Below are 22,884 nucleotides of genomic sequence, written 5' to 3' on the forward strand. Positions count from 1 at the left end.
ATGACCTCCATCGCACTGCCTTCCCACGACGCGCCGCCGTCACGCAAGCCGGCGATTTCACGCGAGGATCTGATCGCTGCGGCGCTGTCGCTGATCGGACCGCACCGCAGCCTGTCCACGCTGAGCCTGCGTGAAGTGGCACGCGAAGCCGGCATCGCGCCGAACAGCTTCTATCGCCAGTTCCGCGACATGGACGAGCTGGCGGTGGCCTTGATCGATCTGGCCGGGCGTTCGTTGCGTACCATCATCGGCCAGGCCCGCCAGCGCGCCACCTCCACCGACCGCAGCGTCATCCGCGTGTCGGTCGAAGCCTTCATGGAACAGCTGCGCGCCGACGACAAATTGCTGCACGTGCTGCTGCGCGAGGGGGCGGTGGGCTCGGATGCGTTCAAGCAGGCAGTGGAGCGCGAACTCAGCTATTTCGAAGACGAGCTGCGGGTGGACCTGATCCGCCTGGCCGCCGCCGACAACGCCAAGCTGCATGCACCGGCGCTGGTGTCCAAGGCGATCACCCGGCTGGTGTTTGCGATGGGCGCGGTGGCGATGGACTCGCCGCCGGAAAAAGACCCCGAGTTGATCGAGCAGATCTCGCAGATGCTGCGCATGATACTGACCGGCGCACGCACGTTGGGCACGCACGGCGGGTAACGATGGCTTGACCTCGGAAGCGACCTGTCTGTTGCGCTTTCATCGGTGATGTTCGGTCGTTGCGCGATGCGGTCTTGCTGCCAGCGCAGGGATCAAGTCGCATGCAAGCACTGTGAGTGCGTCCATAACCTTGCAGCCGTTGTCCGTAGTGCCGTTCAAGAGCCTAGCGTTGTAGAAAACAATCTTGGTGTTACCGGCTGATGGGCTGGTAGCCACTCTCCATGGCGCCAGTGACGTAATGCCACTGGCCAATCCAGCGACCTGTCGTACGCCCTTGCTCGCGCGCGTCTTTGCACGCTGGCACCAGCAGCCTCATCTATGACGGCGCATGCACAGTTCAGTCTTGTCGCGACGACACTCACATCCAAGCACACGCGTTTCACTCCTGTCTGGCCAAGGTGGCGCCACGTTCGCGATCTGCTCGACAGACGCACCTACAGCTACCCCGGAGACGACATGAGCAACCACGACACCCCTCTCGACAAGCAGGAACGCAAGGCCGAAGCGCAGGATCTGAATCGTGACCCGATCTCCGGTGCACCCGGTTCGCATCCGGTGGGTGTGGGTGTAGGTGGTATCGCAGGCGGCGCTGCCGCGGGCGCACTGGCCGGCACCGTGTTCGGTCCGCTGGGCACCTTGATCGGTGCTGCCGTTGGCGTAGTGGCAGGCGCTGCAGCCGGCAAGGGCGTGGCCGAGCGGCTGGACCCGACCGTGGAGGCCGAATACTGGCGCCAGGAACATCAGAACCGTCCTTACTACAAGCAAGGCACCGATTACGATCGCGATTACGCCACCGTCTACGGTTTTGGCCTGCAGGCGCGCGAAACGCGTCCGACCAGCACCTGGGAGGAAACCGAAGCGACCCTGGCCGGCGAATGGCCACGCAATCGCGGCGAATCGCGGCTGGAGTGGGACGAGGCGCGACTCGCCGCCCGCGACGCCTGGGAGCGCGCTGATCGCACGCACAGCGTCTACCGCGAGGGCGACACGCACTATGAAGGCCGCTTCGACAGCGCGGACTATCGTGATGCCGAGTATTCCTACGACGACTATCGCCCCGCCTACCGTTATGGCATGCAGGCACGTCAGCTACATGCCGGCCGCCAGTGGGACGACCATCTGGAGCGTGACTTGGGCGATGGCTGGGACCGTTTCAAGTCCAACTCGCGTCTGAGCTGGGAAAAGGCCAAGCATGCGGTACGCGAGGCGTTCGATTCCGAGCGTCACGACGAGACCGCGCGGCGCAACCCGACCGACCCGCGCGTCTAGAGTGCAATAGCCTGGCGCAAGCCACTCTGAGGTTTAAGAAAAATAACGGGCCGATGGGCCCGTTATTTTTTGTCGAAAGCAGCGCCAGACACACTGCGGCGCAGTGTGCACACGACTCAGCTGGAGCTGTTTTCCACTGCACGGATATCGCCACGGAATTCGCGTGCATTCTGCCCCGGCGCCGACGTCATATCGCCCTGTTGCTGCTTGAGCCTCTGCTTGCGCGCAGCCACCACTTCCTTGGCCAGGGCGATACGCCGACCCACCACCATCTCGGTCAGCCAGTCGATCAGCATGCGCGTGTACTCCTGCTGGTGCTCCTTGACGCTCAATGCGTGATCGGCACCGGCAATCACACGCGCACTCAGCGAACGCGCACTGACGAAGGCATCGGCGTAGTTGCGCAATACCGGATGCGGCACGATCACATCGTGTTGCGCCTCCACCAACAGCACATCGCCCCTGTAATCGGCACAGGCGGCCAGGGCGATGTTGTCGTCGGGGGTCAGTACGCGTTGCCGATAGTCCATCAGTTCCGGATCCGCGTTGAGGCTCACCTTGGGGCGATCCCAGTGCTCGTCCTTGTAGAGCGCGGGCGAGCGCAACGCCAGCCATTCCACCGGACGTTCGCGCGTCAGCAATGCCGACAGGTAGCCGCCGTAACTGAGCCCGACCACTGCGATCGACTGCGGATCGACATACGGCAGGCCGGCAAGCTGATCGTAGGCGGCCTTGATGTCGTCCAGGTTCTGCGCGCGTGTCACGCTCCGGCGCATCGATGCGTAGCCTTCGTGACCGCGCAGATCGAAGGTCATGCAGATGCAGCCCAAGCCCACCGCTTCGCGCGCGCGCACCAGGCTGTGGTGTTGGTTGCCGCCCCAGCCGTGCACGAACAACACTGCCGGAATGCCGGTGGGCGTCAGCAAGGTACCGCTGAGTTCGTCCCGGTCGACCGGAATCTGGATGCTGGAAAGTTTGGCTTCCATTAGGTGGTGGATACCCTCCTGTATTTGAAGCGCGGACCCGGCCCGGCGCGCTCTGCACGGTAGTAGATCTGCGCATCCGCGGGCGGTTCGCCCTGATAGATCTCATGCGTGGATGCACGCACCCATTGCAGGTTGGCGTCATCCTGAAAGCTGGAGATCGCGGCGAGCTCGGCCGGTGTCGCGCCGCCAACGCGCCAGGATTGCTCCAGCACCCCGCAGACCGAACCGACCTGCCCATCGCTGCCACTGACCACATCGTAATTGCGCCGCGAGATGTGTACTTCAGGATAGGCGGCGGTGATGAATCGATCGTATCTGCAGGCTTGCTCGATCACGCGCTGTTGCAGGGACGGCAATGCAGTCATGGCCAGTGCCTCGAGCGATCCGCGATACACATGCAGCGATGAGCCGCCGTAGACCTGTTCATCCTGCGCATTGCGCACGTTGCATTGCGTCCCGTAGTAGGCGATCTGAATGCCGGCGACGCATAGCTCACCCACGCTGTGTGTCACGGGTCGCAGGATGTTGCGCTCCAGTACCGCGCCATGCGTCCCCAGGTAGTCCTCCGGCAGGCTGTCCAGCAGCTGTGCGAGTTGCGCTGCGCCGGCGATACGCCATTGACCATTGCCCCCAACGCCGGTCGGCAACTTGAGTCGCACGCCGCCATCGGGTAGCAGGATCTCCAACGCATGCAGGGCATCCATGCGCGAAAACACCGTATAGCCGGCCAATGTGGCCGGCTTCAGCGCGGTGGCAAGCGTCTGGTTCCAACCGGCGATGGTGGTTGCGTGGTCGGCAATCAGCGGATGGCCGATCACCTTTGTTGCCAGGAAGGCATGCGGCACGATGCCTCCCAGCACGTCCGCAGCATCGTCGATACCCAGTCCATGCGCCTGTTCCGTCGTTAAGGTCTCATCGGGCACATGAAACACGGCCCCCGCACCAGCATGCCTTGTGGCGGTACGATCACTGGCTTGGCCCGCCCCGTGCACGTCTAGCAACCGTGCAATTTCGCCGCAGACCCAGGCGTGCGTGACACGCTCGTGGCCGTGCTCGGGCAGCGGCCGAGTGACGTGCCCCACGACTCGGCAGTACTGCTTGTAGGCCATCGCGCCTCCCCTCGCAGCATCAAGCCGCGTGCCGTTGCCGGCTTGCCCAAACAGCCGAGACGCCTGTGGGTGCCATAAGGCGTCACGCCGGCACCGAAAAAAAACGGCTTATTTCAGCGTCAAATAGAACGCAAACACAATCACGAGGACGACGATCAAACTGATGGCGACACGTCCCCCACGTAGTTCGACCAGGGCATGCCACCACACGCGTGCTTCGGGGGTACCGCTTGCGGGTTGCGCCTTACGACGGATTTCGCTGTCCTGCATCCTGAGTACTCATCTCCATAACGTCATCCCGCATCCTAAGCATCAGACGTTACACGGGTGTGGAACGATTCAGAATCTTCCGTAAATTGCGGCGTTGCACGCATGCTTCTCCAGCTTCAACGCAGCCATCCGCTGGTCCGCACTGGCAACGCATAGGCCTGAATTGCCGGTGGTTCGGGTAATGCAATCGATTGCTGACCGCTGCTCAACATATCGATGCGGATTCGATCGAAGCCCTCCTGCGCGCGCCGTGGAGTGCATACACAGTGTGTAGAGGCGCAGCCGCAAGCTGACCAGTTAAGCGCACACTGCGACCGTTCGTTGAATGGTCGGGTTCGATGATCATTCGTTGACACAGCCACAGTTACCCTGCATGTCAAATTGTTTAACCCGGACTACGCGAAGTCATGAGCAGAGACCCATCCGTCATCGATGTACAAGCCGAGATCGCGCATTGGCAGGCGCGACACGCGCAGGGCAACCTGGGTGCAGGCAAGTTCAGCGAATTGTCTCCGGTGGTGAAAATGGCCTGCGACATCTACCTGCAGGCGCCGCGGTCGAGCGATCAGGAACGTTTGCGCCTGTTTCGCGACCGCCTGGAGCATCACTTCATCTCATCGAGCACACAGTCCAACTACGAGCAATTGGCCACCGATTGCTGGCAGCGGCTGGGTACACGTAATAGCTGAGCAGGCAAATATCGAGCAGGACCGTTACTTATTGGAGAGCACCATGAAAACCCCGTATCAAGTGCAGCAGGAGCTGGAGCGATTGGAGCGGCTGGTTCCGCACATCGTCAGCGACCAAGGCGACCGCGCGGAGGACATCCTTGGCTTCCATATTGCCAGCCTGCTGGGCAGTGCCCCGACCAGCGAACATGCGCTGATTCGCGAGCGCACTGCACGCATGGCGCGTGTGTGCCGCACCGCACAGGACACGGCGCGCGCGCCGACCAGGCCGTTTGGCCTTGGCCCTGTCATCCAGCCGCAGATGGCTTGATCGGTAGGCGCCGATCCTCGCATCACCGGAGCCGCGTAGCGGCTCCTTTGCATTCCACTGTCGGCTACGTTGGCCGCATTTTTTAGGATCTCCATGAAATCCCTTCTTGTCGCGACATCGCTCCTTGCCGTGCTTTCCCTTACCGCTTGCGATCGACCCGGCGGCGATGCATCGCGTACTGCGCCAGCAGTATCGCCCAAGCCCACTGCCGCACCGGTTAGCGGAACCGGTGCGGCCGAATTGGCCAAGGGCGACGCCGCCGTGCTCGGCGTGCTGGCGGCGCTGGATGAAAACGAAATCGCGCTGGCCAAGCAAGCCATTGCGCAGGATCTTGGCGGTGCGACCGACACGTTTGCCAAGCAGTTGCTGCACGACCACGAAGCCGACCTGGAAAAGAGCAAGGCGCTGGGTGCCACCGGCAGCCCCCGTGCCGATGCAATGCGCGCCAAGGGCAAGGCGGCAGTGGATGCATTGGCAAAGACATTGACCTTGCCCGATGGCAAGGACGCATACCGCAATGCCTTCCTGCGCACGATGGTCAGCGATCACGGCGACACCATCAAGATCATCGATGCCGAACTGCTGCCCGCCGCCGAAAGCGCGCCGGTCAAACAGCATCTGGAAGAAAGCCGGCGCGTGGTGTCGGCGCACTTCGAGCGTGCCCACGCGGTATCCTCCTCGCGCTGAGCCTGTTGCATCGGCACCCATCCGACGCGCCGGCCTGCCCGGCGCGTTTGCGTTTGGGGCTTGTCGGTCCGGCGCGCCCTACGTCCGTTCGCCATCCTGTTGCCACACGCGGCCAACACAGCACGTGCAGTAGTGACTTCACTTCGCAGCAGGCGGCGCTGGCCTATCGTGCCGCATCGATTCTGCGCAGGAATGCCCATGCAGTTGCTCATCACCGGTGGCACCGGCTTCATCGGCCAGGCCTTGTGTCCGGCACTCGTGCAGGCCGGGCACCAGGTCTGCGTGCTGACCCGCGACCTGCGGCGCGCAGCGCGTCGCCTGCCCGGCATGACTGTGGTGGACACGCTGGACGGCGTGCAGGCCGATGCGGTCATCAATCTGGCGGGCGAGCCGCTGGCTGCCGGCCGCTGGACCGATGCGCGCAAGCAGCGCTTCCGCGCGTCGCGCTTGGGCATGACCGGCCAGCTGCACGCCTGGATCGCGCAGCAGCCGGCCGAACAGCGCCCGTCGGTGCTGATTTCCGGCTCGGCGGTGGGCTATTACGGCGAGCGTGGCGACAGCATCCTGACCGAGGCAGACCGCGCCGGCGACGATTTCTCTGCACAGTTGTGCCGTGACTGGGAGGCCGAAGCGACCAGGATCGCCGCGCTCGGCCCGCGCGTGAGTTGGGTCCGCACCGGCATCGTGCTCGATCGCGACGGCGGCGCCCTGGCCCGTATGCTGCCGGCGTTTCGCTTTGGCGGCGGCGGCCCGTTCGGCGATGGCCGGCACTGGATGAGCTGGATCCATCGGGCCGACATGGTGGCGTTGCTGCTGTGGTTGCTGGAACAGGGCCAAGCCGGTGCCTACAACGCCACCGCGCCGACCCCGGTCACCAATACCGAGTTCGCGCGCACCCTGGCCCACGTGCTGCATCGCCCGGCGCTGCTGGCGCTACCAGCCCGCCTGCTGCGCCTGGGTTTCGGCGAAATGGCCGAGCTGCTGCTGATCAGCCAGCGCGTGCTGCCGCAACGCGCCCTGGATGCCGGCTTCCGCTTTCAGTACGTCCGCCTGGAAGCGGCGTTGCGCGCCATCCTGCAGCGCTAGCGTGTGCGCCGCCTGGCTGGACCCTGCGCGATGAGCGGCGCTGCAACGGACTGTCGGGCCATGCACTAATATTTGCCTAACGACCATCTCCGACAGTGCTGCGGATCTCGGACTGGCCCTGAGCCCGGCGGAACACCTATGCACCTGCTGCTTGTCGAAGACGACACCATGCTGGCCAACGCGATCTGCGATGGCGTCCGCCAGCAGTCTTGGACTATCGACCACGTCGGCAGCGCCAACGCCGCCAAGACCGTGCTGGTGGACCACCGCTACACCGCAGTACTGCTGGATATCGGCCTTCCGGGCGAGTCCGGGCTGACGGTGATCCGCTTCATGCGCGGCCATTACGACGCCACGCCGGTGATCGCGTTGACTGCGCGCGGCCAGCTGACCGACCGCATCCGCGGCCTGGATGCCGGCGCCGACGACTACCTGGTCAAGCCGTTCCAGTTTGACGAGCTGATGGCGCGATTGCGTGCGATCACCCGACGCAGCCAGGGCCGCGTGGTGCCGTTGCTCGCGCAGGGCGATGTCTGCGTGGACCCGAGCAACCGCAAGGTCACCCGGGACGGCAAGTGGGTGGCATTGAGCTCGCACGAATATCGCCTGCTGCTGGCACTGATGGAGCGCGCTGGGCGTGTGGTCACCAAGGATCAACTGGAAGAAGGCGTCTACGGCGGTCCGTCCGAAGGCGGCAGCAACATGATTGCGGTGTACGTGCACCAGCTGAGACGCAAGCTGGGCGATGAGCTGATCTCCACGGTGTATGGCCAGGGCTACATGGTCGGCAAGGCGCCCGAATGAAATCGCTGCAGGCGCGCATGCTGGCGGCGCTGGCCGCGATCGTGTTGTTGAGCTGGTCCACCTCCCTGTGGATCCTGGTCGCCCTGGTCACCCAGGGCCAGCACAGCGTGTTCGAGCAGGAGCTCAACATGTTCGGCGACCAGCTGATCAGCGCCTTGCCCGACGCGCTGGAGCACCGCTTCGATACGCCACCGGAACCGCCGGCTGCGGTCGACGTGCATACCCCGATCGGCAATGTCTCCTCGCGGATGAGTTTCAAGCAGACCTTGATTGCGATGGTGCTCAACACCTTGCAACTGGGCGTCCTGGGTGTGCTGGTGTGGTGGGCGGTACGCACCTCGCTCGCACCGCTGCGCGCCATTTCCGGCGCCATCGCGCAACGCACCGGGCTGGAGACCGAACCGGTGCCGCTGGCGCAGGTGCCGGACGAGATTCGTCCGCTGATCGGCTCCTTCAATTCCCTGCTGGCCCGCGTGGAAAAAACCGTGCAGGCCGAACGCGATTTCGTGGCTGACGCCGCGCATGAACTGCGCACGCCGCTGTCCGCGCTGCATGCCTACGCCGAGGTCGCGCTGCGCGCACCTACGCTGGAAGCCAAAGACGCGGCGCTGCAGCAGCTGCTGGAAACCGCGCGCCGCAGCAACCGCCTGGCCGAGCAACTGCTGGATCTGGCGCGGCTGGATGCAGGCATCAGTTCGGCGACGTACCAGCAGATGGACATGGGCGAACTGATCTCGCATGTGCTGGACGAATTCAGCGTGCAGGCCGATGCCCGCCACATCAATCTGCAGGTGGAGGCATCGCCGTGCCTGCTGCGTTGCGATGTGGATGCGGTGGGCATCCTGATCCGCAATCTGGTCGACAACGCCATCCGCTATGGTCGGCCCTACGGCATGGTGGAAGTGAGTTGCGGCTATTGCCTGCGCGCCGATGCGCTGCATCCGTTCGTCCAGGTCAGCGATGACGGCCCCGGCGTGCCGGAAAGTGCCCACGCGTCCATCTTCGAACGTTTCTACCGGATTGCCGGCAGCCAGGTGCAGGGCAGCGGGATCGGGCTGTCGCTGGTTGCCGGTATCGCGCGCCTGCACCAAGCCACCATCGAAACCTGCGAAGGCCACGAGGGCGGCGGCCTGTGCGTGCGCGTGGTGTTCGCCAACGAGGGCATGCGCCACACCGGCTGAACGCACACGGCGCGCGGCAATCGTCCATCGCCCAACCCAATAAGTTTCCAACATCCGCTGCCTACAGTGCACTCACCGCACGCATCCAGGATGCATGGTGATGTTTCACTCGATCCGTTCCATCCCGCTTCCTCCCTCCGCCGCCGTTTTGCTGCTGGCACCACCTACGGCTGCCAACGACAGCGTTGCCCCTGCTCCTGTGGCCGACGTGCCCCTACTGGACTTCCGCTGTGGCCGCACCGGCACGCGCAATCGCGACATCTGGAGCGGGCTGCCTGACATCCGCAGCGCACGTCAGGCGCGCCGGCTGCGGCAGTTGGCCAAAAGCGGTGCGTTGCTCACTGCCGCCGCGATGGTGTCCGCGCTGGCGGTGGCCAGTTATCTGATGCATTGAGCGCGCGGCCTCGGTCGCGCGCGATTGCCCCCATCTGCTCCACTTTCCAGGTATTTGCCCATGTCGCCCCATTTCCCTGTCCGTTGCTGCGCGCTGCTGATTGTCGGCGTGACGCTGATCGGTTGTGCCAGTACGCGCCCGATGCCCTACAGTCAGTTGCCGTCTTCGAGCTATCTGCGCCCGCATGATGGCAGCCGTGGTGACCGCATGCCGTACGCCTATCAGAGCGAGGTGGATTGGACGCGCTACCGCGCCGCACTGGTCGAGCCGGTCACCATCTATCGCGGTCCGGACGCGCAGTTCGAAGACGTTCCCGAGCAGGACAAACGCATGCTGGCCGATTACATGCAGCAGCAATTCGGCAATGCGATCGGGCGGCGTTGGCAGCGCGCCACGGTGGCCGATCGCGACACCTTGCGCGTGCGCATCAGCCTGACCGGTGCCAAACCCAGCAAGCGAGTGCTGGGCACTTTCATGAAGGTGGATCTGGGCGGCGGTTCCTATAACGCGGTGCAGGCCGCACGCGGCAAGGAGGGCGCATTCTCCGGCTCGGCCAGCTACGCGGTGGAAATCTTCGACGCGCAGAGCAACCGCCTGCTCGCCGCCTATGTCGAAAAACAGTATCCGAGCGCAATGAACATCAAGGCCAGCCTGGGTGCCTACGACGCGGCAAAGGCAGGTATTCGCAAGGGCGCCGAGCAGTTGGTCGAGGGTATGAAGTAGCTGGGAATCGGGAATCGGGAATCGGGAATCGGATTATCGGAAGCGATGGCTTCTAGTTTTCTTCTCCCACCGGGAGAAGGTGCCCCGCAGGGGCGGATGAGGGTGCGGGCGAAGCCTCGCGGCTCCGGAACGACACGCGGGCTTGGCCGGCGCCTCACGCCAACTCTCGCTTGCGGCACGGGCGCTCCAAGGCACGCGCGCCACGGCGCGCAGGCCGTGCCTTCTCACTCCGTGGGGAGAGGGGCTCCATATCCCGCATCTGGCAATTGATACGGACGAGATGCCCAATCTGATTCAGATGTCAGATCCAATCACGTGGCCGATCACATGAGCGCAACAAGAAAGCGATCGCCTCGTTGACGACCAAACTACGACAAAGGCCGCCGCTGTACGAACAGCGGCGGCCTTTGTCAGTTTGCACTGCCGACGCCTTGCCAGCGTGCAATGCCATCTTGGTGCTGCAGTATCAGCGCGTCACGCGTTTGGCCACTTTCTTGCCGACGGCCTTGCGGGCAGCGGTGGTCTTGGCCACTGCGCGCGTGGCCGGGGTCTTGGTGACCTTGGCGGCTTTCTTCAGGGTGGTCTTGGTCACCGCCTTCTTGGGCGGGGCCTCTTTCACTGCGACCTGTCTGGTGGCGGTCTGCTTGGCCACCGGTGCCTTCTTGGCGGCGGGCTTGACGATGGCCTTGGCGACCGGCTTCTTGACCGGGGCCGACTTGGCGGCAGCCTTCTTTGCTGCCGCGCGCGCGCCCAGCGTGGCCACCGCGCTCTTGCGCGCTGCGCTCTTGGCAGCGGTCTTGGCACTCAGCGTTGCCGCTTCGGCCTTGGCATTGGCCTTGGCGGTTTCCAGCTTCTGCTTGGTGCTGGCCTTGGTGTCGGCCAGCTTCTTTTTAGCGGCATCGGTGGTGCTGCTCAGCTTCTGCTTGGCTGCATCCTTGGTGGATGCGAGCTTCTGCTTGGCGGCGTCCTTGGTGGCGGTCAACTTGTCCTTGGCGGCCTCCTTGCTCGACACCAGCGAGCGCTTGGTCTTGGCCACGCTGCGCTTGACCGTGGTGGCTGCATCGCCAGCCTTTTCGACGACGCGCCGTTCGATCTTGACCACGGCCTTGCGCGCCTTGGCGACGCGGGTCTTGACCTGTGCCACCGCCGTGCCGGCCGCGTCCTGCACGCTGGCCACCGCGTCGCCGGTGGTGCTGGCGATGGGCTCGCCCAGTTCGGTGGCGCTGCTCTTGACGCTATCGACAGCGTCGGACAGGGTTGCCGTTACACCATTGCCGTTGCTCATAGACCCTCCTTAAGGGCACCAGTGCTGAAAACGCGGGCGATGCGCAGCGGCATGCGTATGCTGAACAGGCATCGGATCAAGCGGACGCTACGCCGGGCTCAAGCGACTGTCAACGCAGCGACGGGAAGGGATCGGCGGCGCTTTCACCAAGCGTTAAATTGTCCGCTGGCACTCTCGTTCAGCTTGATTTACGCAGTCAGACGCCCTATTCCTCTTCCACCGTGTAACCCGGACCCGTTGCATGCGCCCGCTGCCCACCTTGCTGACCCTTTCCCTGGCCGCTGCCTTCGGCGGATTTGCCGCCACCGGCATCAATGCCTGGATGGACAACCGCGCCGAGGCCACACCGGCCGGTGCCGCCACCGCCTTTACCTTGCCCGCAGCCGCCGCGTTGCCGGCTGCCGTCGCCGGGCAACCGGTGCCGTCGCTGGCGCCGATGCTGCAACAGGCAATGCCGGCAGTGGTGAGCGTCAATACCAAGCAGGTGGTGCGCGTGCGCAACCCGTTCTTCAACGACCCGATCCTGCGCCGGCTGTTTCCGCAGGTGCCGCAGGACCGCATCAACGAGTCGCTGGGTTCGGGCGTGATCATCGATGCGCAAAAAGGCTATGTACTGACCAATCACCACGTCATCGAAAATGCCGACGATGTGCAGGTCACGCTCGGCGACGGGCGCACGGTCAAGGCCGATTTCATCGGTTCCGATGCCGATACCGATATCGCGCTGATCCGCATCAAGGCCGATAACCTTACCGACATCAAACTGGCCGACAGCAATGCGCTGCGCGTGGGCGACTTCGTGGTGGCGATCGGCAACCCGTTCGGCTTCACCCAGACGGTCACCTCCGGCATCGTCTCGGCGGTGGGCCGCAGCGGTATTCGCGGACTGGGCTATCAGAACTTCATCCAGACCGATGCCTCGATCAATCCGGGCAATTCCGGCGGCGCGCTGGTCAATCTGCAGGGCCAGCTGGTGGGCATCAATACCGCCAGCTTCAATCCACAAGGCAGCATGGCCGGCAATATCGGCCTGGGCTTGGCGATTCCGTCCAACCTGGCGCGCAATGTGGTGGAGCAATTGGTGACCAAGGGCGTGGTGGTGCGCGGCACGCTGGGACTGGAGACCCAGAACCTCACCCAGCAGATGCTGCAGGGCCTGGGCGTGGATTCGTTGCGCGGCGCCCTGGTGACGCGCGTGCTGCCAGGGTCCGCTGCCGCCGCTGCAGGCGTACAGCCGGGCGATGTCGTGGTGGCCGCCAACGACCAACGCGTGGACAGCGCAGAGGCGCTGCACAACTATGAAGGTCTGCAGGCGGTGGGTAGTGCGGTGCGGCTGGAGATTCGTCGCGACGGTAAACCGCTCAAGCTCACCGCCACCTTGAAAGAGCAGGATCGCGCGGTCACCGGCGACATGCTCGACCCACGTCTGGGCGGCGCCATCTTCGTGGATCTGCCCGAGTCGCTGCGCCAGTCCGGGATTACCGGCGTCATGGTCAGCGAGGTCAAGCGCGGCGGTCGTGCCGCAGCCAACGGTCTGGTCAGCGGCGATGTGATCGTGGCCAGCAGCGTCGGCGAATTTGCCGATCTGGCCAGCTGGCGCGCCAATTTCCAGCGCAAACCGCAGCAGTTGGTCGTGCGCATCCTGCGTGGCAACGCGCAGTACGACGCGTTGATGCGTTGACGTGGCGTGCACTGTCATCGGCGTGCACTAACACCTCCTACACCGCAGCGATGCTATTGCTGCACCACGCCCGCATGCTATCGCGGCTGCCATCAATGACCGAAGGAGATATCGCATGAGCCCCACCAATACCGACCAGCTGAAAGAAAATCTGAGCGAAGCCAGCACCCACCTGAAGTCTGCCGCCAGCGCCGCAGGCGAAGCAGTCAAAGGCGCCACCAGCGCTGCGGGCGATGAGCTCAAGCTCGGTCGCGCCAATGTCAAGGCAGAGCTTTCCGATACCGCACTTGCCGGCATGGCTGCTGCAGAGTTCGGCGGCGCCGCTGCCAAGGAACAGCTCGACGTGCTGGTCAGCAAGGGGAACGACCTGCTGGACAGTGCAACCGATCTGATCCGCGAGCGTCCGCTGGCCGCATTTGGTGTGGCATTTGCGACCGGTTGGATCATCGCCAAGCTGGCACGTAGCAACGACAACTAAGTCGTGAGCGATCAGGCCTCTACAGCTGCCGCTTCCGACGCGCCCAACGCGCGGCCGGAGACGCCGGGACTGGACGAAAGCGTACGTGCTGTCGGCGCAGCCGGCCGTGCAACGCTTGGCTCGGCCAAGGACACCAGCCGCGCATTGCGCCGGCTGGTGTCGGCCGACTTGCAACTTGCACGCAGTGCCTTCGGGCGCGGACTGGCCTGGGCATGTGTTGCCGTGGTCTTTGGCGCGTCTTCGTGGTTGTTGCTGGCAGGTGCGATTATTGCGCTGCTGCAACGTGCCGGTCTGTCGTGGTTCCAGGCGATGTTCTTTACCGCGTTGGCCAGTTTGTTGGTCACCGGCATTGCGGCATGGCGGGTGTTCTTCTACTTCGACCACACCGGCTTGAATGCAACACGTCGTCAGCTGATCAAGCTGGGCATCTTTGATGACAGCAGCGACGACGACGATGCCCACGCGTCGGCTGCCGATGGAGCACGCACATGAAGTTTGGCACCTTGCGTCAACGCGTCGAACGCGCAGAGTTTCTGGTGGAAGGGCGCGCACAGGAAACGCGCCTGCATTGGGGAGAGTTGCGTGATACCTGGCGTGCCGGGTGGTCTCCGTTGCGGATCGTGGTCGTTGGTTTCGGATTGGGTTTTGTCACCGGCCGTAACGAACCGCAGGCGGCATTGGGCAGCATTGCCAGCAAGCTGGGCGGCATCCCGAAGATTCTGCAGATGATCAGCACGATCTCTGCCCTGTTCACCGCACATCGTGCGCAGGAGGCTTCCGAGCAGGCCGAACGCGCCGCGGACAGCGCCGAAGAGGTCGCTGCCGATCCACCGGTGACGGTGGTGCATGCGGCGGTCGATCGCGCCGCCTGAGGATCCGTTCCCGAGCCATCGCTCGGGATCACGCTGACGGATCTGTCATCCACTGTGCGGCAGAGCCCGCCACCGACGCTGTCGCGGACCACGTTATCCGCACGCCCTCACTACGTTATCCGCACGCCCTCTGTGCGCTGCGTTGACGCGCTAGGCTGATAATGGCGCACCGCTGGCAGCACGCCAGTCTGCTGTCAGGGCGCGCATGACTCTTCCCGTCGACTTAATGGATGCTGCCGTTGCGGCAGAATCGCTCCCGCCGCCACCGGCACCGCGCCCACGCGCACCGGTCTCGTTGGTGGTGCTGGCCACGCTGGCGGTCGGTTACACGCTGTGGGCTGCACAGACGATCATCCTGCCGGTGATGCTGGCGGCGTTCTTTGCCTTAATCGGCAACCCCATTCTGCGCGGTCTACGCAAGCTGTATATCCCACGCTTTCTCGGCGCCTTGCTGGTGCTGTGCCTGGGCTTGGCCGGTACCGTGACACTGGCCGCGCAACTGGCCGGGCCGGCAGCCGAATGGGTGCAGCAGGCGCCCAGGCAGATGCGCCAGATTGCGCGCGACGTGCGCGATTTCACCAAGCCGGTGATGCAGGCCAACCAGGCCGCGGAAAACTTTGCACGCGCTGCCGGCGGCGACGGCCAGCGCAGCGTGCAGATCGTGCGCACACAGATGGACGACCCCTACAAGGCGCTGGTGCGCACGCCGAAACTGGCCGCCTCGGTGCTCGCGGTGGTGCTGCTGACGTTCTTTTTCATGGTCTACGGCGAAAGCCTGCAACGCCACGCGATCGCCTTGCTGCCCAATCGACAGCAACAACGCTTCACCACCGAAATCATGCTGGATATCGAGCGCGAGGTCTCGCGCTATGTGCTCACCATCAGCGTGATCAATACGCTGGTCGGGCTGATCTTCGCCGGCATTCTCTATGCGCTCAAGATTCCGCTGCCCGAAGCGCTGCTGTGGGGCACGGTGGTGGCGCTGCTCAATTTCGCGCCGTACGTGGGCCCGTTGATCGGCGTCATGCTGATGCTGCTGATGGGCTTTGTGGAATTCCGCACCACCCTGTCGGCGATGCTGCCGGCGATCCTGTACCTGGCGCTGCACACCATCGAAGGCCAGGTGGTCACCCCGATCGTGCTCGGCCGCCGCATGGCGATCTCGCCGTTGATGCTGATCCTGGCGCTGATGCTGTTCGGCTGGCTGTGGGGCATGGTCGGCCTGCTGCTGGCGGTACCGCTGCTGGTCTGCATCAAGATGGTGCTGAGTCGGGTGGAAGGAATGCAGCGTTGGGCCAGGCTGCTGGAGTAGCGGGGAATCGGGAGTTGGGATTCGGGAATCGCAAGGGCAGTGGCTGCGCTCTAGCCATTCTCGATTCCCGACTCCCCATTCCCGGCATTACAATCGCGCGATGAGCTTCCACATCAGCGCCATCACTCTCGACCTCGACGACACGTTGTGGCCCTTTGCGCCGATCGGGGCGCGGATCGATCAGGTGGTGTACGACTGGATGCGCGAGCACAGTCCGGTTACCGCCGAGCGGTTCCCGGTGGAGGCGATGCGCGACCTGCGCGAGCGCAGCTTTGCCGACAACCCGCACCTGCACCATGATCTTAGCGCGCTGCGGCGGTTGACGCTGGAAATGGCGTTGCGCGAGAGCGGCGGCGACCTGGCCTTGCTGGAGCCTGCGTATGAGGTCTTCTACGCCGCGCGCAACCAGGTGGAGTGCTACCCGGATGCGCTGGACGCGCTGGCGCGTATCGCCGCGCATGTGCCGGTGGCAGCGCTCAGCAACGGCAATGCCGATCTGCAGCGCATCGGGCTGATGCATCACTTTGCGTTTCAGCTGGGCTCGCGTGAGCACGGCAGCGCCAAGCCGGATCCAAGCATTTTCCTGGCCGCGTGCGCGCGCCTGGAGGTGCCGCCGGCGCAGGTGCTGCATGTGGGCGACCACGTGCGCATGGACGTGCTGGGCGCGCTGGATGCCGGGCTGCGCGCCTGCTGGATCAATCGCGATGGAGCGCAGTGGTCGCACCCGACCCAGCAGCCGGATCTGGAGTTCGACTCCATGACCGGGCTGGCCGATTGGCTGGACGCGCAGCAGCCGCACCCTGGCGCCGCACACGCCGGCATCTGCCTTCCCGCCTGAGCCACTTTTTGCTCGGCGCCGGGCGCCGCTTCCGAGGATTTCCATGTCGCAGCTCACCGGTTTCATCGATCCCAACGCCGCAGCCTTGCCACTGCATGTGCTCGACCGCGAAGGCTTTGCACGTTGGTGCGCCGAGCAGCCCACGCGCGTGCTGTCGTGGGCACAGGCGCAACGGTTCGATGCCGCGCCGGGCAGCGTGCTGTTGTTGCCGGGCGAGCAGGGACTGGCCGGCGCGGTGCTGGGCATCGGCGACCGCGCCGATGCCTACGCCTACGCGCATGCACCGATGGCGCTGCCGCCGGCCAGCCGCTGGACCCTGGCCAACACGCTGAGCGAGAACGAGCAGGCACTGCTGCATCTGGGCTGGGGCCTGGGTGCGTACCGCTTCTCGCGCTACCGCAAGGTGCCGCGCGTACCGGCCGAACTGGCCGCCACGCCGGCGCCACAGACACGTGCCTTGATCGAGGCCTGCATCCGCGTGCGCGACTGGGTCAACACCCCGACCGAGGACATGGGCCCGCAGCATCTGGAAGAGGCCACGCGCGCACTGGCGCAAACGCACGGCGCCCAGGTCGATGCCATCGTCGGCGAGCAATTGCTGGCGCAGAACTTCCCCACCATCCACGCGGTCGGGCGCGCCTCGCACCGGGCGCCGCGGCTGATCCAGCTGCAATGGGGCGATGCGGCGCATCCGCATCTGGTGCTGGTCGGCAAGGGCGTGTGCTTTGACACCGGCGGGCTGGATCTGAAGCCGGCCGATGGCATGCGCAACATGAAAAAGGACATGGGCGGCGCGGCGCATGCCTTGGCGCTGGCCGGCCTGGTGATGGCGCAGCAGCTGCCGGTGCGACTGACCCTGTTGATTGCGGCGGTGGAAAATGCCGTCGGCCCGGATGCGTTCCGCCCGGGCGAGGTCATCACCACCCGCGCCGGCGTCACGGTGGAAGTGGACAACACCGATGCCGAAGGCCGCCTGGTGCTGTGCGATGCGCTGAGCTACGCCACCGAGCAGCGCCCCGATCTGATCCTGGATTTCGCAACGCTCACTGGTGCCGCACGCATCGCCCTGGGGCCGGACCTGCCCGCGCTGTTCGCCAACGACGATGCGCTGGCACAGGCCTGGCTGAGTGCCGGCGAGCAGACCCGCGACCCGGTCTGGCGCATGCCGCTATGGCGCCCATACCTGCGTTACCTCAACAGCCATGTCGCCGACATGGCCAACGCCGGCTCGCGCATGGCCGGCGCGGTCACCGCCGCGCTGTACCTGGAGCGCTTTGTCGCGCCGGGCCAGCTGTGGGCGCATCTGGACGTGTACGCCTGGAACGACAGCGACCGCCCCGGCCGCCCGGCTGGCGGCGAGGCGCTGGCGCTGCGCTCGGCCTTTGCGATGCTTCAGCAACGCTACGGCGGCTGAGCCCGCCGCCCACGCAGCGCGCGCGCCATCAGCACGCGCCTCAGGTGGCGCCGGTCATCCCTGGCTGCGCAGCAACGGCGCGATCGTGCGCATGCGTGTCTGCGTCGCCGGGCCGACCAGCGCAAACGCGGTCTCGCCTTCGGCCCAGTACTGCGCCAGTAGACGGCCATCGCGACGTTCGCCGGTGGGCATCGGCCCGCTGCGCGGACGCAGATACAGGCCGATACGCGCGCCGTCGGCATCGCTGTAGACCAGCATCGCTGCCGCGCCTTCGGGTGTGGAAAGCAACTGCCCGCCGCGCAGCACATAGCCCTGCACGCGCAAATCCGGCACCACACCGGCATGGCCGAAATGCGTGCGCAACCACGGTTCCAACTCCGCGCGGCGCTGCACGTCCAACGCAACGCCTGGATGCGCGTCGGCATCGGCAAACAGGCGGTATGCGGCCACTGCATCGGCCATCGGCACGCGCTGGCTGGCGAACCGGCTTTCGCGCAACTGCCAGCCCAGCCCGGTGCCCAGGCCCAGCGCCAGCACGCAACTGACGGCCATGGCAGCCAGGACCCGGCGGCGTTGCTGCAGGCCACGGCGGAGTGCCGCAGGCGTCAGCGCCAGCGTGGCCATCTCCGACTCCAGGCCGGCATGCGCGGCGCGCAGCGCTTCGGCATCGCGTTTCCAGCCCGCCACGCGTGCAGCCTGCGCCGGGTGCGCCTGCAACCAGGCGGCCACCGCTGCGCGTTGCGCCGGCTCCAGCCGGCCATCGACATAGGCGTGCAGTGCGTGTTCGTCAGGCGGCGGGGTACTGGTCATTTCAGGATCCTCAATGCGGGTACATGGCGCACGTGGCCTTCGTTCAATGCACGCAGGCGTTCGCGCGCACGCGACAGCCGCGACATCACCGTGCCGATCGGGATGCCGAGGGTGTCGGCCACCTCGCGGTAGCTGAAACCCTCCACGCTGACCAGGAGCAGCAAGGCGCGCTGTTCCGGCGGCAGCAACGCCAGGCTGGCCAGCATGGCGCGGCCGTCGTGCACCTGCTCGGCCGATGCGGACTGGCTGGGCTGCTGCGGCGCGAACAAGCCCACCACGCGCTGCCAGCGCGCGGCGCGTCGCTGCCCGTCCAGAAACTGCCGGTACAGGATGGCGAACAGCCACGGCTGCAGGGCTTCGGCGGTATGGCGGGTGCACCAGCGCCGCAGCGCGCGTTCCAGCGTGGCCTGCACCAGGTCGTCGGCGCTGGCGGGCTCGCCGCTCAGCGAGCGCGCGAAGCGACGCAGCGCCGGCAGCACGGCACGCAGTTGGTCATCGTCCAGAGCATCCATCGGCAGGTTTGGTGGTGGCATCACACAGTAGACGCGCTGGAGCGTGGACTATTCCCACGTTCGATGCGCGTGCCACAACGCCGGGGCGATCGCGGGAATAAGTCGGCCTGCACGTCGTCTCACTGCATCGACCACTCACCGCAGCGACCACCGGAGCCAGCCATGACCTTGCCACCTCCTTCCCCACCGCCGCAGCATGGACGCGTTCGCGCGGCGCCCTTGCTGGGGATCGCCGCGATTGCCGGCGGCCTGGCGGTTGCGTTCGCCTGGACCGCCGGCTGGATCGGTGGCGACCGGCTCACCGCCGCGCGCATGACCGACACCATCGAAGCCAGCGGGCCGCCGCATCCGGGCTTCCGCCGCGCGCATACCAAGGGCGTGTGTGTGAGCGGGGAATTCAAGGCCAGCGGCAAGGCCACCTGGCTGTCGTCGGCACGCATCTTCAGCCAGGCCAGCACGCCGGTGCTCGGGCGCATGTCGATCGGCGGCGGCGACCCGCATGGCGCCGATGGCGCGGCCCGCGTACGCAGCATGGCATTGCTGTTGCGCAGCGACGACGGGCAGGAATGGCGCACCGCGATGAACAGTTTTCCGTTCTTCGTGGTGGCCACGCCGGCCGGCTTCCAGGCATTGAATGTAGCCTCCAGGCCGGACCCGGCCACCGGCAAGCCCGATCCGGCCAAGCTGGCCGCGTTCGGCAAGCAGTATCCGGAAGCGGCCAAGTTCCAGCAGTGGGCCAAGACCGCAGCGTGGTCCAACAGCTGGGCCAACACGCAGTACAACGGAGTGAATGCGTTCCGCGCGATTGCCGCCGATGGTCGCGAGCGCTACATCCGCTGGTCGATGCGTCCGCATACGCCGTTCCAGGAACTCAGCGCCGAGCAGCGCGCGCAGGCCGATGGCGATTTCCTTGCCACCGATCTGGACACGCGCCTGGCGCAGGGACCGCTGCGTTGGGACATGGTGCTGACCGTGGCCGAACCGGGCGATGCAGTGGACGATCCCTCGCAGCCATGGCCGGAAGGCCGCAAGCAGATCGTGGCCGGCACGGTGTCGATCGATCATGCCCAGCCGCAGGCCACCGGCCCGTGCCGCGACCTGAATTACGACCCGCTGATCCTGCCCAAGGGCATCGCCGGATCCAACGACCCGATCCTGGCAGCGCGCTCGTCGGTGTACTCGCAATCGTTCAACCGGCGCGAGCGGGAGATCGCCAATGGCACAGGCGGCGGCGCCACCGGCCAGGGAGCACACCAATGAGCAGTCACACGCACTTCAATCTGCCCGCACGCGTGCTGCATTGGTTGATGGCCGCGATGATCCTGACCATGCTGTTCGTTGGCGTGGGCATGGTGGCTTCGGTGACGCAGCGGCCGTGGTTGATCGATCTGCATCGTCCCTTGGGGATCGCGATCCTGATCCTTGCGGTGTTGCGCCTGATCAATCGCCTGCGCAACCGTCCGCCGCCGCTGCCGGCCGACTTGCCGGACTGGCAGAAGGCCGCCGCGATCGCCTCGCACTGGTTATTGTATGCGCTGATGCTGGGCATGCCGTTGATCGGCTGGGCGATGCTGTCGGCCGGTGCTTATCCGGTCGTGCTGTGGCCGGGCGCGAACCTGCCGGCGATTGCGCCGCACGATCCTGCGCTGTACGCCTGGTTGCGGAGCGCGCATGGCTGGTTGGCGTACCTGTTGTTCGCCACCGTGCTGGGGCATCTGAGCGCGGCGCTGTTCCATGCCTGGGTGCGCCGCGATGGCGTGTTTTCCAGCATGGCGCGTGGCGAGCGGTCTGCGCGTTGATGGATGGGTGTGGGCTCCCTTCTCCCCTCGGGAGAAGGTGCCCCGCAGGGCGGATGCGGGGACGGGCGAAGCATCGGATTCGCCGCGGTCTGGAGTGGCTTTGCCCCTTACCCTCTCTCCCCAACCCGTCTCCCGGCGGGAGAGGGGCTAGTGCTTAACGCTGGCGTTTGGTCTTGGCCGCTGGCGCGGATGCTTCGATGCCCTTGCCGGTGGCGGCCCAGTAAATCCCGCCATACAGATGCTCCAGATAACGCGGGTCGTTGTAGGCCTCGGCCAGATGGCCGAGCGCGGTGGCGAACACGCGGCCACCTTCGAAGTGGTGGTACCACGCCACCGGGTGCTGCCTGCCCATGCCCTTGGCGACCTGACCTGGCCAGATCAAGCTGGGGTCGTAACTGGTTTCGTCCACCGTCAGCAGCGTGACCAGGTCATCGCTGTACGGCGGATCGTATTCGTACCATTCGTCGGTCCACACCCAGCGCCTGGGCAGGCCGGCAGTGGCCGGGAAGTCGGCGTCCACCACGTCGACCATCGCGGTCTGCATGTATGGATGGGTGCGGAACGAGCGGCCGATCAGGTGGTCGTACCACTCCCAGTCGCCGCGCTTGATCGCAAATGCCTTGTGCACCGCCACCACGCCGCCACCGTTGCGCACGTAGGTCTGAAAGTTCGCACGCTGCGTGGGATCCAGATCGGTGGCCGGCGTATTGAGCAGCACTATCGCCGCATATTGCGATAGATCGCCATCGAAGGCCTTGGCATTCCACGCCCACACCAACTCGACGTAATGCTTGCGCGCCATCGCTTCGAACTGCGGCTTGGCGACCGGGATATAGTCGTGGTGATACTGGTTGGGAATCGCCGCCACCAGGATCTTGAACTGCTCGGCAGACGCGTTGAATGCGCATACCATCAGTAGACCCAACAGCCACAGAGGTTTCATGCCGTTCGCTCGCAGGGGATCGTTCTGGCCCGGCAGTGTACCCGCGCCCGCGTGGCATGCTTTTCGCTTTATTTGGAATCGCTGCAGGTTGCGGCAAGGCACGATCGATACGCGGCAATGCGCAGCCCGTGCGATCCGGGGTTGCGCTCGCTGACAGCGCGACGCGTCTGCGTCAGACGCATCACAGCCAGCCTTTCTGCCGCGCCAGCCGATACGCTTCGATGCGATTGGCCACGCCCAGCTTGCCGATGCATTCGGACAGGTAATTGCGCACCGTGCCATGCGACAACTGCAACTGCTGCGCGATCTCGCTGGCCGAGCGGCCTTCGCCCGCCAGCCGCAACACCGTGCGCTCGCGTTCGCTCAAGGGATCGGCTTCCACCCAGGCGTCCAGGGCCAGTTGCGGGTCGATCACCCGCCCGCCACGTTGCACCTGACGCAGTGCGCTGACCAGTTGTTCGGCCGGCGCGTCCTTGAGCAGATACGCCGCCACCCCGGCATCCAGCGCGCGGCGCAAGAAACCGGCGCGGGCGAAGGTGGTGACGATCATCACCCGCACCGGCAGCGCTTGGCGCTGGATGCGCTGAGCCAGCTCCAGGCCGGTCAGGCCGGGCATTTCGATATCGGTGATCAGCACGTCCGGCTGCAGGCGTTGCAGGTCGCGCCAGGCACTTTCGCCATCGCCCGCGTTGCCGACCACCTCGATATCGTCTTCCAGTCCAAGCAAGGCGACCAATGCGCCACGCAGCAGCGCCTGGTCTTCGGCCAGCAACACCCGGATCAT

Annotated in this window: 26 protein-coding genes; 19 read left to right on the top strand and 7 right to left on the bottom strand. The window is 65.3% G+C overall.

Annotation, left to right across the window (positions count from 1 at the left end; translation table 11 throughout):
* Both fabR and FHT09_RS11925 read left to right on the top strand, forming a co-directional pair.
* Positions 1-648 (top strand): HTH-type transcriptional repressor FabR, encoded by a 648-nt coding sequence (fabR, locus tag FHT09_RS11920; protein ID WP_010374793.1) that lies wholly within the window; start codon positions 1-3, stop codon positions 646-648.
* Between the two features lie 456 nt (positions 649-1,104).
* Positions 1,105-1,917, top strand: coding sequence for a hypothetical protein (locus FHT09_RS11925; RefSeq protein ID WP_104605795.1), 813 nt, complete (start codon positions 1,105-1,107; stop codon positions 1,915-1,917).
* Between the two features lie 116 nt (positions 1,918-2,033).
* Here the strand turns inward: FHT09_RS11925 and FHT09_RS11930 are convergent, their stop codons facing one another.
* Both FHT09_RS11930 and FHT09_RS11935 read right to left on the bottom strand, forming a co-directional pair.
* Positions 2,034-2,903 carry an alpha/beta fold hydrolase gene (locus FHT09_RS11930; protein ID WP_104605796.1) on the bottom strand — a complete coding sequence of 290 codons (870 nt, stop codon included), beginning with the start codon at positions 2,901-2,903 and terminating at the stop codon, positions 2,034-2,036.
* The gene (locus FHT09_RS11935) at positions 2,903-4,012 is read right to left on the bottom strand and encodes a DUF3182 family protein (RefSeq protein WP_104605797.1); all 1,110 of its coding nucleotides are present in this window, start codon (positions 4,010-4,012) and stop codon (positions 2,903-2,905) included. Before FHT09_RS11935 ends, FHT09_RS11930 begins: the two co-directional genes overlap by 1 nt.
* A gap of 677 nt (positions 4,013-4,689) precedes the next feature.
* On the opposite strand from FHT09_RS11935, the gene FHT09_RS11940 reads away from it, so the two are divergent.
* From FHT09_RS11940 to FHT09_RS11975, 8 genes are all read left to right on the top strand, one after another.
* On the top strand, positions 4,690-4,971 hold the full coding sequence (locus FHT09_RS11940) for a hypothetical protein (protein ID WP_016902660.1): 282 nt from the start codon (positions 4,690-4,692) through the stop codon (positions 4,969-4,971).
* Positions 4,972-5,014: 43 nt separating this feature from the next.
* The gene (locus FHT09_RS11945) at positions 5,015-5,281 is read left to right on the top strand and encodes a hypothetical protein (RefSeq protein ID WP_181141279.1); all 267 of its coding nucleotides are present in this window, start codon (positions 5,015-5,017) and stop codon (positions 5,279-5,281) included.
* Positions 5,282-5,374: 93 nt separating this feature from the next.
* On the top strand, positions 5,375-5,968 hold the full coding sequence (locus tag FHT09_RS11950; protein ID WP_104605799.1) for a DUF4142 domain-containing protein: 594 nt from the start codon (positions 5,375-5,377) through the stop codon (positions 5,966-5,968).
* Positions 5,969-6,166: 198 nt separating this feature from the next.
* On the top strand, positions 6,167-7,054 hold the full coding sequence (locus tag FHT09_RS11955) for a TIGR01777 family oxidoreductase (protein WP_104605800.1): 888 nt from the start codon (positions 6,167-6,169) through the stop codon (positions 7,052-7,054).
* A gap of 138 nt (positions 7,055-7,192) precedes the next feature.
* A complete protein-coding gene (locus FHT09_RS11960) occupies positions 7,193-7,858 on the top strand; it encodes a response regulator transcription factor (RefSeq protein ID WP_104537722.1) in 666 nt (221 codons plus the stop codon).
* On the top strand, positions 7,855-9,039 hold the full coding sequence (locus tag FHT09_RS11965; protein WP_104605801.1) for an ATP-binding protein: 1,185 nt from the start codon (positions 7,855-7,857) through the stop codon (positions 9,037-9,039). Before FHT09_RS11960 ends, FHT09_RS11965 begins: the two co-directional genes overlap by 4 nt.
* 100 nt (positions 9,040-9,139) lie before the next feature.
* Positions 9,140-9,433: a hypothetical protein gene (locus FHT09_RS11970; RefSeq protein WP_104605863.1), complete on the top strand. Its 294-nt coding sequence runs from the start codon at positions 9,140-9,142 to the stop codon at positions 9,431-9,433.
* 60 nt (positions 9,434-9,493) lie between these two features.
* On the top strand, positions 9,494-10,156 hold the full coding sequence (locus FHT09_RS11975; RefSeq protein WP_104537720.1) for a DUF3313 domain-containing protein: 663 nt from the start codon (positions 9,494-9,496) through the stop codon (positions 10,154-10,156).
* 466 nt (positions 10,157-10,622) lie between these two features.
* Here FHT09_RS11975 and FHT09_RS11980 read toward each other — a convergent pair whose 3' ends face one another.
* Entirely contained in the window at positions 10,623-11,441 is an 819-nt protein-coding gene (locus FHT09_RS11980; RefSeq protein WP_104605802.1) for a histidine biosynthesis protein HisIE, read from the bottom strand.
* Between the two features lie 241 nt (positions 11,442-11,682).
* Here FHT09_RS11980 and FHT09_RS11985 point away from each other — a divergent pair, with 241 nt between their 5' ends.
* The 7 genes from FHT09_RS11985 to FHT09_RS12015 all read left to right on the top strand — a co-directional run bounded on the left by FHT09_RS11985 (position 11,683) and on the right by FHT09_RS12015 (position 18,036).
* Positions 11,683-13,122: a Do family serine endopeptidase gene (locus tag FHT09_RS11985; protein WP_104605803.1), complete on the top strand. Its 1,440-nt coding sequence runs from the start codon at positions 11,683-11,685 to the stop codon at positions 13,120-13,122.
* 115 nt (positions 13,123-13,237) lie between these two features.
* Positions 13,238-13,600 carry a hypothetical protein gene (locus FHT09_RS11990; RefSeq protein WP_046344877.1) on the top strand — a complete coding sequence of 121 codons (363 nt, stop codon included), beginning with the start codon at positions 13,238-13,240 and terminating at the stop codon, positions 13,598-13,600.
* Positions 13,601-13,603: 3 nt separating this feature from the next.
* Positions 13,604-14,092: a hypothetical protein gene (locus FHT09_RS11995; protein WP_104605804.1), complete on the top strand. Its 489-nt coding sequence runs from the start codon at positions 13,604-13,606 to the stop codon at positions 14,090-14,092.
* On the top strand, positions 14,089-14,472 hold the full coding sequence (locus tag FHT09_RS12000; RefSeq protein WP_104605805.1) for a hypothetical protein: 384 nt from the start codon (positions 14,089-14,091) through the stop codon (positions 14,470-14,472). The genes FHT09_RS11995 and FHT09_RS12000 overlap by 4 nt, the downstream gene beginning before the upstream one ends.
* Positions 14,473-14,677: 205 nt before the next feature.
* A complete protein-coding gene (locus FHT09_RS12005) occupies positions 14,678-15,784 on the top strand; it encodes an AI-2E family transporter (protein ID WP_104605806.1) in 1,107 nt (368 codons plus the stop codon).
* Positions 15,785-15,884: 100 nt separating this feature from the next.
* The gene (locus tag FHT09_RS12010) at positions 15,885-16,622 is read left to right on the top strand and encodes an HAD family hydrolase (RefSeq protein WP_104605807.1); all 738 of its coding nucleotides are present in this window, start codon (positions 15,885-15,887) and stop codon (positions 16,620-16,622) included.
* Between the two features lie 43 nt (positions 16,623-16,665).
* Positions 16,666-18,036: a leucyl aminopeptidase family protein gene (locus FHT09_RS12015; RefSeq protein ID WP_104605808.1), complete on the top strand. Its 1,371-nt coding sequence runs from the start codon at positions 16,666-16,668 to the stop codon at positions 18,034-18,036.
* Positions 18,037-18,090: 54 nt separating this feature from the next.
* Here FHT09_RS12015 and FHT09_RS12020 read toward each other — a convergent pair whose 3' ends face one another.
* Positions 18,091-18,846, bottom strand: a complete 756-nt coding sequence (locus FHT09_RS12020) for an anti-sigma factor (protein WP_104537712.1) — start codon at positions 18,844-18,846, stop codon at positions 18,091-18,093.
* Positions 18,843-19,358, bottom strand: a complete 516-nt coding sequence (locus FHT09_RS12025) for an RNA polymerase sigma factor (RefSeq protein ID WP_104605809.1) — start codon at positions 19,356-19,358, stop codon at positions 18,843-18,845. The genes FHT09_RS12020 and FHT09_RS12025 overlap by 4 nt, the downstream gene beginning before the upstream one ends.
* 162 nt (positions 19,359-19,520) lie before the next feature.
* Here FHT09_RS12025 and FHT09_RS12030 point away from each other — a divergent pair, with 162 nt between their 5' ends.
* Both FHT09_RS12030 and FHT09_RS12035 read left to right on the top strand, forming a co-directional pair.
* Positions 19,521-20,618 (top strand): catalase family peroxidase, encoded by a 1,098-nt coding sequence (locus tag FHT09_RS12030; protein ID WP_104605810.1) that lies wholly within the window; start codon positions 19,521-19,523, stop codon positions 20,616-20,618.
* Positions 20,615-21,157 carry a cytochrome b gene (locus FHT09_RS12035; protein ID WP_104605811.1) on the top strand — a complete coding sequence of 181 codons (543 nt, stop codon included), beginning with the start codon at positions 20,615-20,617 and terminating at the stop codon, positions 21,155-21,157. Before FHT09_RS12030 ends, FHT09_RS12035 begins: the two co-directional genes overlap by 4 nt.
* 154 nt (positions 21,158-21,311) lie before the next feature.
* Here FHT09_RS12035 and FHT09_RS12040 read toward each other — a convergent pair whose 3' ends face one another.
* Positions 21,312-22,100, bottom strand: coding sequence for a ThuA domain-containing protein (locus FHT09_RS12040; RefSeq protein WP_104605812.1), 789 nt, complete (start codon positions 22,098-22,100; stop codon positions 21,312-21,314).
* Positions 22,101-22,281: 181 nt separating this feature from the next.
* On the bottom strand, positions 22,282-22,884 hold the full coding sequence (locus FHT09_RS12045; protein ID WP_104537707.1) for a response regulator transcription factor: 603 nt from the start codon (positions 22,882-22,884) through the stop codon (positions 22,282-22,284).

The organism is Xanthomonas sp. CFBP 8152 (genome assembly GCF_014199025.1).
Taxonomy (GTDB): Bacteria; Pseudomonadota; Gammaproteobacteria; order Xanthomonadales; family Xanthomonadaceae; genus Xanthomonas; species Xanthomonas arboricola_B.